Here is a 15,899-nt window from a genome sequence, read left to right on the forward strand (position 1 = left end):
TATCCCAAATATCTATTAATCTCTCATTATATAAGGATCTATCGGTCATACGGGCGTATTTTCCGAAAAGTGGGGGTGTGTGATGTGAGTTAAGGAGAGGTCAGGAGAGGGGGTGCTGACCTGTTACAAAAAATTATTAAAATTTATTTAAAATAAACCCCTACATCCCGCATCTTATTGCTCATTGCAATATTCAGGAGCAGCGGGGTGATACTCTCAACAATAGACGAGACTGCAAGCGGTCCTGCATCAAGGGGGGAAAGCTTAGGCAGGTCACGGATAAGGCTCATGACAATCTGCTTTGCTTCAGCATCATCACTACAGACCGCAACCGAATAATCGAGAACAGCATCGAGATCCTTCCATTTATGAGCGGCAATATTGTTAAAGGCAACAACGAGCCGTGCGCTTTCCGGGAGACGTTTTTGAATATACTGGGCAGCGGAACCCTCTTCCGGCGGATCATAATAGAAATGCCCGGATCGGGCGATCGGGTTTACCGGAGAGATGACGATCTTATTCTCAAATCCGGTCAACCCGGCTAGTGTGGATTCCACATGGGCAAACGGAAGTGCAAGGACAATGACATCGCCTCCATCTACCGCTTCCTGGTTCGAGACACCACGGCAACTGGATTGAATACCACGTCCCCTAAGGGTTTCGATGGTGCAGTCACTGGCAGTACATGCCTTTGACGCATCCCTTGATCCAAGTATCACTTCATGGAGATGAGAGAGGCGAAGAGCCATCCCCTCGCCAATATCCCCGGTTCCACCAACAATTCCAATCTTCATAGAAATACCTTCAATTCGGTCTCAAACCACAGAAGAGTGCGATTCGAACGCTATTGATAGAATCGGTAGAAATGGTATTAAATATTGTTGTTTATCTTTTAGAAAAGAAAGAGACCGGGATCATTCCTCGATGATCTCGATTAACTTCTCCATAACCGAATCGACAGCCTGCCAGGTGGGGTTGTCGGCGCGACGGATGATGAATGGCTTGCCATCATCACCGGCTTTGCGCATCTCAATATCGAGGGGGATGCTCCCAAGGAATGGAACGCCAAACTCTTCAGCAGCTTTCTTCCCGCCATCCTTTCCAAAGAGATCGATCGATTCATGGCAGTGCGGGCAGATCATGCCACTCATATTCTCGATGATGCCAAGGGGCTTAAGCTCAAGCTGTTCGATGAATTTCAGTGCCTTGCTTGAGTCGAGCACAGCTACATCCTGAGGTGTGGTGACGATGATTGCTCCGGCGATGTTTGGTGCAAGCTGAATGATCGAGAGTGCCTCATCACCTGTTCCAGGCGGCAGATCGACGACAAGGAAGTCAAGCGGGCCCCAGTTCACATCAGAAAGGAACTGCTGGATTGCGGACATCTTCATGGGTCCTCGCCAGATAACCGGTGTTGAGCGCTCGGGAAGGAGGAACGCCATCGAGATAACAGAAAGCGATCCGGTCACATTCACCGGCTGGATCTTCTCACCCATAATCTGGAGCTTGTGTTCCTCAAGCCCGAGCATCTTCGGGATACTTGGGCCATGAATATCGAGATCCATCAGGCCGGTTCTAAACCCGTGGTTTGAGAGTGCATAGGCAAGGTTCACGGAGACTGTGCTCTTACCCACGCCACCCTTCCCGGAGAGGACCAGAACAACGTGTTTTACATCGATATTTGCCTTCTTTGGGAGATTTGACTGGCAGGTATCTGTCTTTGAAGTGCAGCCTTCACACTGCCCATCACAATCCTGTGGTTGTTGTTGATCTGTCATGATATGCCTCAATTAATTCAAGTGCTTAGAACAGGTTGTAAAAGGGAGATTATAGGTGTATAGATCGGTGCATCACCAAAACAAAGATGCTCATCACGGCATACCCACTCAATTATGCGTATCAATATCCTGATGGTACGGTTTGATATCAAGGATCGGAGTATTATCAAGAGCATCCAGGCCCCTGACTCGCAGAATTCTACCCCTTATTTCAAGGAGATCTACAAGGGTGAGGCCGATCGGGTTTGGCCTGTTCGGAGAGCGGGTTGCAAAGACACCGCGCGCACTACCCCTCCCCGGACGAACAACCCAGAGTTGATCACGGCTGCTCCGATCAAACCATGAAAGGATAAAGAGCTGGCTATAATCCATAAGTCCAGCAAGGCCGGCTTCAAATTCAGGATATATCTCAATTGTGCTCTCGATCGGATCAAGTCTCCCCTGCCGCGGAGCATCTGCCTGCACTTTATAAGGAGATGAAACAAAACCTATCGGCTTTACAAACGCTCCTGGATGTTTTTCAACAGGAAAGGCAGGCAATTTGCTGTCCAGCGCCTCATTTGCAAGGGCATCTGCCTTCTGAATAATTGAATCCTCCCGTGGAAGAGAGGTGAAGGTGACACATTCAAGCATATTCTTCGCTTCATTTGCCTGCTCATAGAGTGGAAGAAGCCTCGGAGATCTGACAGCATACGAACCTTTCATCTGTTTCACCATCAGTTCGCTATCTGAGTAAACAGACACCACCTGGAGATCAAGGGCTGCGGCTGCTTTCAGGCCTGCAATCAATGCCCTGTACTCTGCCTCATTATTTGTTGCAATGCCGATTGCCTCTCCGTGTTCACGTATAATGCTGCCATTTCCGATGATGATATATGCAATCGCTGCCTGCCCCGGGTTTCCCCGCGATGCTCCATCAGTATAGAGTAATGCTTTTCGTGCCATAATGATCCCGATCAACAGAATTTTATTCTTCACGGAACTATCAACGCCACTATGGAAAAACTCACGGTAACTCTTGGATTCTTAGAATTCCCACCAACCCACACCGGCGATGGAGGAAACCTTTCCCCGCCGATACGTCTGGCCAACCTGAAATCCCCTTACCTGGCTGTTTTTGCACTGAATCCCTTTGAACCAGGATGCTCGTTCTGTGCATGGGTGGCATGGGACATTCCTGCCACCCACCAGATTCCAGCCGCATTCCCTCAGGAGCACACCATCACCGCGCCAGTGCAGGCAAAACAGGGAAGAAACGATTACAACGAGATCGGATACCGGGGCCCAGCTCCCCCCACAGGAGAAACACACCGTTACATCTTCAAGGTCTATGGCCTTGATGCGCTCCTCGACTGTCCACCAGGGGCAAACAAGCATGCAGTGATAGATGCGATGAAAGGCCATGTCCTGCAGTTCGGGCAGACTGAGGCACTCTGCCAGAGATGACATACCATTATTACCACCAAAAACCTCTCAACATCTGGTGATACCATAATGGAGAAACTGACAATAACCCTCCCCACCCGTGAATTTCCAGGCGACTATACCTGTGACGGCGCAGATCGTTCACCCCCCCTGACTATTAGCGGATTGAATGATCGGGTGTCAGCTCTTGCCGTCATCATGGAGGACTCAAGCGCAACTGGCGGCGGCACTTTCACCCACTGGATCATCTGGAACATTGAACCGGTGAGGATACTCCCCGAATCGCTTGCCAAAGAGCCGGAGATCACCTTTCCGGTATCAGCAGTGCAGGGAGTAAATGACTTTGGGAAGATAGGATACTCCGGTCCCTGCCCGCAGCCTGGACCCCCTCACCGGTACATCTTCAAGGTATATGCTCTGGACAGCACAATCGATCTTGCTCCTGGAGCAACACGAAAGGAGCTCGCTGACGCCCTCTCGGGCCATGTCATCCAGTTTGGGAATGCTGAGGCAATCTACTCACGGTGATGAGTACATCGGCCAGAAGAGCATCAAAAGCGGGATCGAGACCACAACAATAATAATCTCAAGCACAATCCCCATCCTCCAGTAATCTGTGAACTGGTATCCTCCCGGACCCATGACCAGAGTATTGGACTGGTGGCCAATCGGGGTGAGAAACGCACAGGAAGCTCCAATCGCTACTGCCATCAGGAACGGATCGATTGAGGCACCCATATCAAGAGCAATCCCGATGGCAATCGGGGCCATCAGAACCGCCGATGCGGCATTGTTCACGAGATCCGAAAGGAACATCGTGATCACAAGGAGGAGCAGGAGTGTCACAGCCGGCGGAAATGTCGAGCTGATCGAGACAATACTCGCAGCGATCAGTGCTGCCCCGCCACTTAATTCAAGTGCCTGGCCAACCGGTATCATCGCACCAAGCAGGATAATGATCGGCCATTCCACACTCTCATATGCTTCGCGAAGAGAGACGATGGAGGTGAGGATCATCAGGACAACAGCAGCGGAAAAGGCAATCTGGACAGGCAGAAGCCCAAGTGCAGAGACTCCGAGGGCTGAACCGAAGATCAGGAGAGCCAGCAGGATCAGTTTCGGCCCGCCGATCCGAAGCCCACGTTCTGCTAGCGGAAGGCACCCGATCTTTGGAAGCGCCGCCTGTAACGCATCCTTCTTCCCCTGGAGGAGAAGGATATCACCCGGCTGAAACCTGACCAGGTTCAGCCGATCTTTGATCCGACCGCCTTCCCGTGCGACAGCAAGAAGGTTCAGCCCGTGTATCCAGCGGAGATTTGCCGAGTACGCGGTCTTATCCAGAATAGGGGAGTCCGGCTTGACGATCGCCTCGATGATCCCAACAGTCTCTGATCCGATCATCTCCCCGGTGATCTCATCTTTTTCAGTAAGTTCGAGGCGCGTTTCATCAAGGAGCACCTGCAGGTCATCAGAATCAGCTTTGATAACGAGGATATCATCCTCCAGTATCGTCTCATAGACCGAAGGGGCAACAATCTTACGCCCGTTCCGTATGATCCCAACCACCATGACCTCCGCCTCGGTGGCGGTGCCGATATCAATGATCATCTTTCCTGAAAACTTTGATTTTTGAGGAATCCGAACCTCGGTTAAATAATCCTTGACAGAGAAGAGCTCTTCCTGTGATGCCGGGCTCTGCCTGATAGGGATTAGCCGCCACCCGATAAGTGAGATAAAAAGGATGCCACAGAATGCAACCCCCAGCCCGACATAGGCAAAATCAAAGATGAGAAACGGGTCACCACCGTTCTGGATACGGTAGGTGGCGATGATGATATTTGGAGGAGTTCCGATAAGGGTAACCATCCCCCCAAGGAGTGATCCAAATGCTATCGGCATCAGGAGGTACGACGGAGACCTCTTGCTCTTTCTCGCAGTCCGGATGGCAACCGGCATCATCAGGGCAAGTGCCCCAATATTGTTCATAAATCCCGAGAGAAGGGCAACAATACCGGTGAGAGAAAAGATCTGCCTCACCTCCCCATCACCGACCCGTGAGACCCAGCGGGCAATGATATCGATTAAGCCGGAGTTCTGGAGGGCTCTGCTCAGGATCAGCACAGCTGCCACAGTGATCACCGCAGGATGGCCAAATCCGAGGAATGCATCCAGCGGATCGATGATCCCGGCGATTGTCACAATAAGAAGGGCGATCAATGCAACGATATCATACCTGACTTTCCCTGTTGCAAAGAGGACCAGGGAAAGGGCGAGAGTCCCAAAGACTATTGCCATATCGAGCATCGTAGATCAGCCTCTTAATGATAGTGGATGATGATTGAGGAGATATACCTTGCCAAAACAGATGATGAGGATTTGTGGAGCAGGAAATTCATGCCCTCTGCAGATCTCCCGATATCTCCATAGCCCACGCCTGTATCGCTTCATAATCCCTGAAGTCGCCTACCGGAGACTTAACAATCTTCAATGCCATCCTCTGGAGAAATGAGAGCTTCCCGGGATCTGTTTTACCAGCAAAATACCCAATATGCCGGGGTAGAAGGGAAGAAAGTGATGATCGCAGGGCCTCTTGTGCCGGTGCCTGCTTCTCTTTATCATCCTCCAAAAATGACATTCCAACAGCAAATGCAGCAATAAGGCGGCTCTGAAGCGCAGCTTCGTGCCTTTGTACATACCCGGCCACTTCGCTCATATGCCCCATATAGACAGGGCCGCCGAGAATGACGTGATCATACTCCTCTGGAGACGGATCAGTGTGTATTTCGGAGATTACGGGATCATATCCCGCACGCCGTAATTGCCCTGCAACAGCCTCAGCAACCCCGGTTGTTGATCCCGCCCGTGTTGCATAAGCGATCAGAATCCTCCTGCTCATGCCGGATGACTCTCCCTTAAAGCTCATGAAGCTTCCTATTGAAAACTGCGCTCACATACACTCCACCCGGAAGAGGAGAGAGCGTAATGACGGGGAATCACAGCCAATAAATAAAGCTTATATAGAACTGCTACTCACCTTATGTTAAGGCATGAAGCCGAATCTATCAGGAGAGTTGATAAATATGGCAATAGTTCCAATTGGTGAACGCGTACTCATCAGACAGAAGAAACCTGAAGAGAAGACAAAGAGTGGAATCTACATTCCCGACAGCGCCCAGGAAAAACGGAAAGAGGGGGATGTTATCGCCTGCGGGACCTTTAAGGATGGAAAGGAACTTCCGGTTAAGGCTGGCGACAGGATCCTGTATGGCGGGTACAGTTCCGAAAAGATCACCATTGATGGCGAAGAACTTGTCATGATTGAGTTTAAGGACGTTATCGCAAAGATGGAGTGAAGAATATGGCATCAACAAAACAGATCATGTTCAATGAGGAGGCACGGAAATCCCTCCTCGCCGGCGTCAACAAGGTCGCAGATACAGTCAAGGTAACACTCGGCCCAAAAGGGCGGTATGTTGTCATCGATAAGACCACAAACCCGATTATCACCAATGATGGAGTCACAATAGCAAAGGAGATCTCGCTCCACGATAAGTTTGAAAATATGGGTGCGAAACTTATCAAGGAGGTCGCATCCCGGACACAGGACAAGACAGGCGACGGCACGACAACTGCATGCCTCCTTGCACAGGCGATCCTCACTGAAGGTATCAAGATCATATCCACCGGCGCAAACCCTATTGGCGTCAAGAAGGGAATCGACGCAGCCGTTAATGCCGCTGTCGAATACATTGAGTCGACAAGCATCCCTGTCCGTGACCAGGAAAAGATCCTCCAGGTTGCAACCATCTCCGCAAATAATGACGAGGAGATCGGATCCCTCATCGCAGAGGCGATGGAGAAGGTCGGGTATAACGGCCTCATCAGCGTCGAGGATGCAAAGAGCCTTGAGACCGGGCTTGAGGTTGTCAAAGGGATGCAGTTTGAGAACGGATTCATCTCCCCCTACATGGTCACCGACCAGGAAAAGATGGTCTGCGAGTACGAAAACCCCTACATCCTTATCACCGACAAGGCGATCAGCACCATTAAGCAGATCGTCCCGATCCTCGAACTGATCTCTTCAGAGGGGCGGCCGCTTCTGATCATTGCAGAGAATGTCGACGGTGAAGCACAGGCGGCACTTATCTTAAACATCATCCGCGGATCCCTGAAGGTATGTGCCGTCAAAGCACCGGGATTTGGTGATGACAGGCTTGCAAACCTCGAAGATATCGCAGCACTCACCGGTGGAACGGTCATATCCGAAGAGAGGGGACTCAAACTCGAGGATGTAACACGTGCCCAGCTCGGCACCTGCCACACCATCCGGGTAGACGATGAGAAAACCCTGATTGTCGGTGGCGCAGGCAAACGCGGTGGTGTCGAAGAGCGGATGAAGCTGATCGAGTCACAGATCAAAATCAGCGATGCAGAGTTCAAGACAAACGAGCTGAAGCGACGGCTTGCCAGCCTTGGCGGCGGGGTTGCTGTTATCAAAGTCGGCGCCGCAACCGAGACCGAACTCAAGGAGAAAAAGATGCGGATCGACGATGCGCTGAATGCAACAAAAGCGGCTGTCGAGGAAGGTGTCGTCGTCGGCGGTGGCATCACCCTGTTACGTGCAATTAAAAATGTTGACGAACTCTCCTTTGATGACGACCGTGATGCGGGTGTCGGGATCATCCGCCGTGCTCTTGAAGAGCCGGTCCGTCAGATAGGTAAGAACTCAGGGATGGAAGGAGCCGAGATCATCGCTCGGCTGAAAGCTGAGAAAGACCCGTCTCTTGGCTACAATGCCAAGAAAGGCGAATATGAAAATCTCATCGGGAGCGGTGTGATCGATCCAGCAAAGGTGGTCAGGATCGGCCTTCAGAACGCCGGATCTATCGCCGGGATGATCCTCTCAACAGAAGTAATTATAACCGATTTTGATGATGAAAAAGACTCAAAAGCCCAGACCATCATCATCTAAACCCTTTTTTAAAAATGAGAAGATCTCAGAACGGTTTCTGAGAGCAGATTAGGCTGCCGCAGGAGTCATAATCCCCTGTGCAATGCTGAGTATGCCGATTGCAATCGCAAAGATACCGATGTATACGGCAACGAGGATCACAGCGCCAAGCAGCGGGAAGATGATGAAAATTCCTCCGAGGATTACAGAGAGTGCCCCGGATAATCCAAGGAGGATTCGGGTCCCGCCTGAACCCATTGCAGTAAGGGCCACCCATATATCAGAGAAACCTGAGATAAGCGCCAGAATCGCAACGAGGATTGTGAGGGTGATTGCAGTCATAATTGGGTTGATGATCCCGATTACGCCACCAATGACAAGCAGGATACCAAGTATCAGAAAACCTGTTCCAAATGATTCGCCCGATGGGGACATAAGAGACAAACCTACAAGGAGAAGGCCATTTGCCAGGATAAAGACCGCAAAGAGGATGGCAACCACCTCAACGGTGAGACCGGGCCAGAAGAGCACAATAATACCGAGGAGAAGAGCAAGCACTCCACGCACGATATATGGCATACGTGATTGTTCGTTCATACAGGTGATTACAAGCGACAGTATTTAAACTATCGTATGCCAGTTCCAGTTCACTTATCATATTTCCATTCGAACATTGATCTGCATTAATTTTGCGGGTGGATTTTAGGTGGTATTTTTTCATATCTATATAACTGACGACTGTAACCTTGCCTGCAGGTACTGCCGTGGTAAACTATTTGATGAAGAGGACGACTTTGCATACCCCTGCGACATCTCATTCGATCTCCCGGCCGAGTTCGATAGCACCCTTAAAGAGCAATTGTTCCGATTTCTCGCAGCAGATCCCGATCCGATACTCACCTTCATCGGCGGCGAGCCACTCCTGATGAGGGATCTGATCTGCGAGATCATGGATAAAGCCCCCTGCAGGAGGTTCATGCTACAGACAAACGGCCTCCTCCTGGATCAGATACCTCCGGCATACAGGAACCGTTTTGAGACGATACTCATATCGATCGATGGTGATGAGGAGACGACCGATCACAACCGGGGCAGGGGAGTGTACCGGAATGTACTCAACAACGCCCGCCTTCTCCGTGAGGAGGGCTTTACAGGAGAGCTTATTGCACGAATGACCGTTGATGAAGAGACAGATATAGCCGCCTCAGTACTCCATCTGGCAACACTGGACAATTCCCCATTCACCTCAATCCACTGGCAGATGGATGCCAACTTTTCAGGCGATTATTCAAAACGCACCTTCGCCGGATGGGCAGAAAAAAGTTATAATACCGGGATCACAAGGCTCATCGAATACTGGGTGGAAACGATGCGATCTGCGGGTGTGGTCATGCGGTGGTACCCTTTTATCCAGACAACCGAAGACCTGTTACATAACAGGTCAACCACCCTCAGGTGTGGCTCCGGGGTGACAAATTATACGATCCAGACCGATGGATCAATCATCCCCTGCCCGATCATGATCGGGATGAGCAGATATCAGCTCGGCCATATCGGGCGATCAAATCCAACACAGCTGCCCAGGATCGATCCGGGATCGCCATGTACGGAATGCCAGATAACAGAGTTCTGCGGGGGACGATGCCTGTATTCGAATATTCTCAAGCCATGGCCACTGGAAGGAAGAGATGCCGTCTGTGCAACAATACACCATCTCAGATCGAGGCTCATGGCACATCTCCCCGAGATTCGCACCATGATAGATGAAGGAATAATCGATCTCTCCTCATTTGCCCATACCCGGTTCAATGGATGTGAGATTATCCCCTGAAGAGAAAGATTCAGGGAATTGACCCAAATACTCAAATAGTCCTATTGCATCAACACTACAAAAGGGATCGGCCATGGAGGAGAAGAGAGAAGACCAGGCACGGGGGGAGGAGCTGATTGCACGTGCCCGTCTCGAAAGAGATCCTGCCAGAAAACTCTTTTTTGCCACCCAGGCTATCGCACTTTTTCCGGATGATACCGCGGCATGGGTGGAACGGGCAAAAGCCCTTGTTAAATCCGGGATGATAAACGAAGCAGAAGAGCAGATAGATGAGGTGATCCGCCAGAATCCCGATAATGGAGAGGGATGGTACCTGCATGGCATTATCAAGAGCATCAGAGGGGAGAGAGAAAGTGCAAAATCAAGCCTTCAGAAAGCAGCAGGCACCCTCGCACAACCAGGCCCTGCACAATATGCCCTCGGCAGTATTCTCCTGAATGAAGGAGAGTATGAAGAAGCACTCCGGCTTTTTGATGCCGCCCTTACCGAGGACAGCCGCGATCCCGATACATGGTTTGCACGTGGAAAAGTACTCCTTGCGATGAAGCGGTACAATCAGGCTGTCATCTCCTTTGACCATGTCCTTGAAGTACAACCCGGTTCTATCCGGGCAGAGGAGGCAAGAAGGACAGCCATCAGGATGATGAAACAGGATCTGACGAGGACTGATGATCGGGATTTTGCCCTCCTTCGCCAGGAGGCGGATTATGCAGGACTTGTCCGCATTCTGACGCGTGAAAAAAGAGTCCGGGCATTAAAAGCCGCAGAAGAGCTGATCAGACTCGGCACAGGCTCAACACCATATATACGCCCGCTCCTCTCCCACGATGATCCCGAGATACGAATGCGGGCACTCCACCTGCTCCTTGCGATCTCGGATCCCAGATGTGCACGGCTCTTTGTGAAACTAGCATTATCCATCGAAACACCAGAGGAAGGGGGCGGGGAGATGTCCGCCACCCTCCTAGATGCGATAAGCCGGGCGCTTTGGAGAACAGGGAAGACAACAGCGGTGGAGGCACTCAGGGAATCACTCGTGAAGCGGGATGAAAAAGAAACGATCAGGGCTATCCGTCTCGTTGAACGCACCGGTGGCGAAGAGGCAGTCGAACAACTCAATGCAGCTTCTGCCCATCCTTCAGCCAGGGTGGTATTTGCCGCATTAAGCGCTCTTGGAGCAATCGGGAACGAAGAGGCGATCGACGCGATCTTTATCCATCATATGAGCCATGATCCATCGATCAGGGCACATGCAGATGTTGCACTCAGGCAGGTTACACGGCGTTCGATCAATCCATTGATGCAACGGTATGCATCAGGAGATTCAGGATATCGTGCGTTCATCAGAGAGATCCTCCATTTAATAGGTGGCGAACTTGTTCCAGCCATTCTGAAAGGAATCTCCCATGAAGAGAAGACAGAAGTCAGGGAAGCCTTTTCCGATGCATTGGCACAGGCTGCGGATGTGCAGTCAATCCCTCTCTTAATCGATGCCCTGGAATCGCCGGAGGAAGGAATCCGGCTGGCACTCCCACCAGCATTTCAGGCAATAGGAGTTCCGGCAGTCCACCCCCTGATAAAGGCTCTCCTCGACCCAAGAAGGCGGGTGTCAGAACAGGCCGGCAGAATCCTTGCCAAAATGGGAAGGACGGCAATGCCATCACTGATGAGTGCACTTGATTCCGGGGATCATACACTCAGAGTGGCTGCATCAGATGTGCTTGTGTTGATGGGGAGAGAAGCATTACCGGCACTCCAGGATGCGGTGGACATGAAGATCAAAGATCCGGATATCATTCAAACAATGAAAGACCTCATTACCCTGATAAAGAAAAGAGAGAGAATGGTTCGGCTCCTTGCTGAATACAGGGGTGAAGAGCCCGTATAACTATTGCATCTGGTGATTGCGCTGGATCTCATCTGGGTTATCATAATCCTGCTCGCAACCGGAGTTATAGCCGGTTTCTTCTCAGGGCTGCTTGGAGTAGGGGGAGGTTTTTTCATGGTCCCGGTGCAGTATCTCCTCCTTCTGGATGCTGGAATTGATCCGACCTATGCAATACGCATTGCTTTTGGAACAAGCCTCGCGGTCATCTTCCCGGTCTCCTGTGCAACAGCCTGGGCACATCAGAAGAGGGGTGCAATCGACTGGAAAGCAGCTCTGCCGATCGGTATAGCAGGAATGGCAGGGGGATTTGCAGGGGGGAGCTGTGCAGCCTTCCTCCCTGTCGGGATCTTAAAGCCGCTCTTTGGGCTGCTCATTACCATCGTCGCAATCCGTCTGATATGGGGCAGTTCAAAATGCAGCAGCAGATGCAGGGAAGGGATATGTCTCTGTACACTTGCAGGGATCGTCGCGGGATTGCTCTCCGGCCTTCTCGGGATGGGCGGGGGATTTATCCTGGTTCCGATGCTCCTCCTTCTCTTCAATATCCCGATCCATCGGGCTGTTGCAACCTCCTCAGCATGTATCCTCCTCTTCTCAACAGGCGGAATTGTTGCATACATATACCATGGTGCAATGATTGAGTCGCTCGGAACAGGATTCATTGGTTATATCGATATCCTCCAGTGGGTTGTACTGACAGGGGCGATGATTCCGCTCACCCGTGTTGGTGTTGCAGCCGCACACCGGCTTCCTGCAGAGAGGCTGAAGCAGATCTTTGCCATTGTATTGATTCTTATCGGGGTCGGAATGATCGCGATTTTTCCCTGAAATGGGAAACGCAAATTTTATATATACAAAATGTTCCGATAGCTTTATAAATAGATGGAAGACAAGCACTTATTATCCTCACGCCTTACAAATATGTGCGTTTGGAGTAGTGGCCCAAATGCTACCATTCAAGGAGATAGTACATGGATACTGAGAAGAATCATTCAACTGAGTCGCAATACACTATTATTGAAGAGTGTGTACGCGATCTGGATCTCGATAAAAGCACAACAGAACTCCTCCAGAACCCAAAGAGGGAGCTGAAGGTTTCGATTCCTGTCCGTATGGATGACGGAAGCGTAAAGGTCTTCACAGGATACCGGATCCAGCATAACAATGCTATGGGACCAATGAAGGGAGGTATCCGGTATCATCCAGAAGAGACCGTTGAGATCGTCAGATCTCTTGCCGCATGGATGACCTGGAAGTGCGCTGTGCTGAATCTTCCGCTCGGTGGCGCAAAAGGTGGTATCATCTGCGATCCAAAGAAGCTCTCCCGCGGCGAGCTTGAACGGCTTACCAGAGGATATATGGGAAGGATCTGGAAATTCATCGGACCTGAGACCGATGTTCCCGCACCCGATGTCGGAACCGATGCATCTATTATGGGATGGCTGATGGACGAATATGCCCGTCTCAGCGGAGAGTACAAACCTGGTATCATCACCGGAAAGCCGATTAGAATTGGCGGATCGCTTGGAAGGACCGAGGCGACCGGACGCGGAGGTGTCCTTACCATCCGGGAGGCTGCACGCGAGATCGAACTTGAACTCAAAGGTGCAACTGTTGTTGTCCAGGGCTTTGGAAATGTCGGTATGTATTCCGCCCTGCTTGCACGTAATATGCTGAACTGCCGTGTGATTGCAGTCTCTGACTCACGTGGTGGGGTCTACAACCCTGACGGCCTGAACCTCGAGGAGGTTATCGAACACAAGGCAAAGACGGGATCTGTTAAAGGCGCACCAAACACCCAGGATGTTGGAAGTGCCGAGGTACTTGAGATTGAAGCTGATGTCATAATCGCAGCAGCTCTCGAAGATGCGATCACTGCCGAGAACGCCGGACGGATCAAGACAAAGATCCTCGCAGAACTCGCAAACGGGCCTACAACCGCTGAGGCGGATCGCATACTTGAAGATAGGGGCATCATTGTCCTCCCCGATATCCTTGCAAACGCCGGAGGCGTGACTGTTTCCTATTTTGAAATGGTGCAGAACAGGACACTGGATTACTGGACAGAGCAGCAGGTGAACCAGAAACTTGAACAGAAGATGGTCGAAGCTCACCACGAGGTCTTCAAGACATCACGCGCACGCGGTATATCGATGAGAAAAGCAGCATATATCGTTGCCATAACTCGTGTCGTAGAGGCAATGAGGCTACGCGGCTGGCTGGATCTCTGATTGAATACTGAATGAGGCTCACCCCCGGTCTTTTCTTTATCATGGGGCTGGCTCTCATTTGTCCACCCATTTTTCAGCCGGTTGTTATAACAGGAGCTTGATTTCACATAAGAAGGGTGATAGGAAGAAGGGGGGCTATAAGGGGCTCCATCAGCCCCCCTATCTCAGTGGGAGATAGTACAATTTTCTATGGAGCCCCAATTGAAAATTACTCGCTTTTGTCGTCCTTTCGAACCCAGTATGCCTCCTCAACCGGGATCACAAAGATCCGGCCATCACCAACCATTCCTGTCCTGGCAGCAGTCTGTATAACCTCGACAGCACGGTGAAGATCCTCATCCCGCACAACCATCTCTATCTTGATCTTTGGCAGGAGATTCACTTTCATCGTCTTGCCCCGGTACTGGAGTATGATCCCCCTCTGGGAGCCGCGTCCTTTGACATCCGAGACGGTCATTGCCGAGAAGCCATGCTCTTCAAGGGCTTTCTCAACATGTTCGTACCGCTCAGGCCGGATTATCGCTTCAATCTTTTTCATGCTATTCCCCTCCATTAACCGCCGATCTTCTCTCCATGCTGGGAGATGTCAAGACCGACATATTCTTCTTCATCGGTAACACGGAGTCCGATTGTCTTGTGGACGACATATGCAAGGACGTAGGTAACAACGAATGCATAGATCACCGCAGCGAATGCATCAACTGCCTGGATTCCGAGCTGTGCCGGATTCCCATAGAGGAGACCATCAACACCTCCGATTGCAGCTGTTGCAAAGATACCCGTTGCCAGAGCACCCCAGAGACCACCGACACCATGAATTGCCCACGCATCAAGGGTCTCATCAAGGCTTTTTTTGATCCGCCAGAGCATTGCTTTGTAGCAGATAAGACCGGCAACAAGACCAATCACGATTGATGACATCGGATCGACGAAACCGGCAGCAGGCGTTATTGCTACAAGCCCCGCAATTGCGCCTGATATCATTCCAAGGGACGAGGGTTTTCCCTGAACCCATGCCGCGAACATCCAGGCGAGAGCACCAGCAGCCGCAGAGATGTTTGTCACCACAAAGGCGTTTGCTGCGAGCCCGTCAGCTGCGAGGGCTGATCCGGCATTAAATCCAAACCACCCAAACCAGAGGAGAGCGCCTCCGATCAGGGTCATCGGAATATTATGCGGTTCCATCGAATGGGACCCAAACCCAATGCGTTTTCCGATGATAAGTGCAGCTGCGAGAGCTCCAAACCCAGAACTGATGTGAACAACAGTTCCTCCAGCAAAGTCGAGCGCTCCAAGCTGATGCGCCCAGCCGCCCCCCCAAGCCCAGTGGGCAAGCGGATCATAGACGAGCGTCGTCCAGAGGAGGCCGAAGATGATGAATGAACTGATCTTAACACGTTCAGCCATCGCAGAGGTTAATATGGCAAGCGTTAGCCCCGCAAAGACGAGCTGGAAGACCATGAAGAGGAGATCCGGTATTCCGTCGCCATCCATTCCAACTCCACGAAGCCCGACATAATCCAGGTTCCCGATGAACCCCCCAATATCAGAGCCAAACGCAAGTGAATACCCGATGACCACCCACTGGATGCTCACAACAGCAAATGCGATCATCGCAAGCGCAATAGTCGAGATGAAGTTCTTCTTTCGAACCATGCCTCCGTAAAACAGCCCGACACCGGGTGTCATCAGCATGACCATAGCAGTTGCAATCAGCACAAAGGCAGTTGCACCCGAATCAAGTCCCATTCTGTTTCAACTCCATCTTTTTATGATTGCGAGGTTTTTCCATCTG

General features: G+C 51.1%; 16 protein-coding genes. 8 read left to right on the forward strand and 8 right to left on the reverse strand.

Features of this window, described 5'->3' with window-relative positions:
* Positions 1-143: 143 nt before the first annotated feature.
* The 3 genes from npdG to tsaA all read right to left on the reverse strand — a co-directional run bounded on the left by npdG (position 144) and on the right by tsaA (position 2,756).
* Positions 144-794, reverse strand: coding sequence for an NADPH-dependent F420 reductase (gene npdG, locus FTO68_RS10120; RefSeq protein WP_255333289.1), 651 nt, complete (start codon positions 792-794; stop codon positions 144-146).
* 120 nt (positions 795-914) lie between these two features.
* Positions 915-1,778, reverse strand: a complete 864-nt coding sequence (locus tag FTO68_RS10125) for an Mrp/NBP35 family ATP-binding protein (RefSeq protein ID WP_255333290.1) — start codon at positions 1,776-1,778, stop codon at positions 915-917.
* A 108-nt stretch (positions 1,779-1,886) separates the two neighbouring features.
* A complete protein-coding gene (tsaA, locus tag FTO68_RS11960) occupies positions 1,887-2,756 on the reverse strand; it encodes a tRNA (N6-threonylcarbamoyladenosine(37)-N6)-methyltransferase TrmO (protein WP_368659897.1) in 870 nt (289 codons plus the stop codon).
* Between the two features lie 18 nt (positions 2,757-2,774).
* On the opposite strand from tsaA, the gene FTO68_RS10140 reads away from it, so the two are divergent.
* Positions 2,775-3,224: a YbhB/YbcL family Raf kinase inhibitor-like protein gene (locus FTO68_RS10140; RefSeq protein WP_255333291.1), complete on the forward strand. Its 450-nt coding sequence runs from the start codon at positions 2,775-2,777 to the stop codon at positions 3,222-3,224.
* 48 nt (positions 3,225-3,272) lie between these two features.
* Positions 3,273-3,731, forward strand: coding sequence for a YbhB/YbcL family Raf kinase inhibitor-like protein (locus FTO68_RS10145; protein ID WP_255333292.1), 459 nt, complete (start codon positions 3,273-3,275; stop codon positions 3,729-3,731).
* Here FTO68_RS10145 and FTO68_RS10150 read toward each other — a convergent pair.
* Positions 3,723-5,507 carry an SLC13 family permease gene (locus tag FTO68_RS10150; RefSeq protein WP_255333293.1) on the reverse strand — a complete coding sequence of 595 codons (1,785 nt, stop codon included), beginning with the start codon at positions 5,505-5,507 and terminating at the stop codon, positions 3,723-3,725. The genes FTO68_RS10145 and FTO68_RS10150 overlap by 9 nt on opposite strands.
* A gap of 88 nt (positions 5,508-5,595) precedes the next feature.
* Complete coding sequence (locus FTO68_RS10155) at positions 5,596-6,099, reverse strand: flavodoxin domain-containing protein (RefSeq protein ID WP_255333294.1); 504 nt, start codon at positions 6,097-6,099, stop codon at positions 5,596-5,598.
* 184 nt (positions 6,100-6,283) lie between these two features.
* Between FTO68_RS10155 and groES the strand changes: the two genes are divergently transcribed.
* Together groES and groL are read left to right on the forward strand one after the other, a co-directional pair.
* The gene (gene groES, locus FTO68_RS10160) at positions 6,284-6,556 is read left to right on the forward strand and encodes a co-chaperone GroES (RefSeq protein ID WP_255333295.1); all 273 of its coding nucleotides are present in this window, start codon (positions 6,284-6,286) and stop codon (positions 6,554-6,556) included.
* Positions 6,557-6,561: 5 nt separating this feature from the next.
* On the forward strand, positions 6,562-8,175 hold the full coding sequence (gene groL / locus FTO68_RS10165) for a chaperonin GroEL (protein WP_255333296.1): 1,614 nt from the start codon (positions 6,562-6,564) through the stop codon (positions 8,173-8,175).
* A 48-nt stretch (positions 8,176-8,223) separates the two neighbouring features.
* On the opposite strand, the gene FTO68_RS10170 is transcribed toward groL, so the two are convergent.
* Positions 8,224-8,751, reverse strand: a complete 528-nt coding sequence (locus FTO68_RS10170) for an HdeD family acid-resistance protein (RefSeq protein ID WP_255333297.1) — start codon at positions 8,749-8,751, stop codon at positions 8,224-8,226.
* Positions 8,752-8,860: 109 nt separating this feature from the next.
* Between FTO68_RS10170 and FTO68_RS10175 the strand changes: the two genes are divergently transcribed.
* The 4 genes from FTO68_RS10175 (at position 8,861) to FTO68_RS10190 (ending at position 14,104) form a co-directional block, all read left to right on the forward strand.
* Positions 8,861-9,985, forward strand: coding sequence for a TIGR04084 family radical SAM/SPASM domain-containing protein (locus FTO68_RS10175; protein WP_255333298.1), 1,125 nt, complete (start codon positions 8,861-8,863; stop codon positions 9,983-9,985).
* Positions 9,986-10,058: 73 nt separating this feature from the next.
* The gene (locus FTO68_RS10180; protein WP_255333299.1) at positions 10,059-11,873 is read left to right on the forward strand and encodes a HEAT repeat domain-containing protein; all 1,815 of its coding nucleotides are present in this window, start codon (positions 10,059-10,061) and stop codon (positions 11,871-11,873) included.
* Between the two features lie 12 nt (positions 11,874-11,885).
* Positions 11,886-12,701, forward strand: a complete 816-nt coding sequence (locus FTO68_RS10185; protein ID WP_255333300.1) for a sulfite exporter TauE/SafE family protein — start codon at positions 11,886-11,888, stop codon at positions 12,699-12,701.
* 143 nt (positions 12,702-12,844) lie between these two features.
* Positions 12,845-14,104, forward strand: a complete 1,260-nt coding sequence (locus FTO68_RS10190; RefSeq protein WP_255333301.1) for a Glu/Leu/Phe/Val family dehydrogenase — start codon at positions 12,845-12,847, stop codon at positions 14,102-14,104.
* A 208-nt stretch (positions 14,105-14,312) separates the two neighbouring features.
* On the opposite strand, the gene FTO68_RS10195 is transcribed toward FTO68_RS10190, so the two are convergent.
* Together FTO68_RS10195 and FTO68_RS10200 are read right to left on the reverse strand one after the other, a co-directional pair.
* Positions 14,313-14,642, reverse strand: coding sequence for a P-II family nitrogen regulator (locus FTO68_RS10195; protein ID WP_255333302.1), 330 nt, complete (start codon positions 14,640-14,642; stop codon positions 14,313-14,315).
* 14 nt (positions 14,643-14,656) lie between these two features.
* Positions 14,657-15,853, reverse strand: a complete 1,197-nt coding sequence (locus FTO68_RS10200) for an ammonium transporter (protein WP_255333303.1) — start codon at positions 15,851-15,853, stop codon at positions 14,657-14,659.
* Positions 15,854-15,899 lie beyond the last annotated feature (46 nt).

This window comes from Methanocalculus taiwanensis (assembly GCF_024372745.1).
Lineage (GTDB): Archaea > Halobacteriota > Methanomicrobia > Methanomicrobiales > Methanocorpusculaceae > Methanocalculus > Methanocalculus taiwanensis.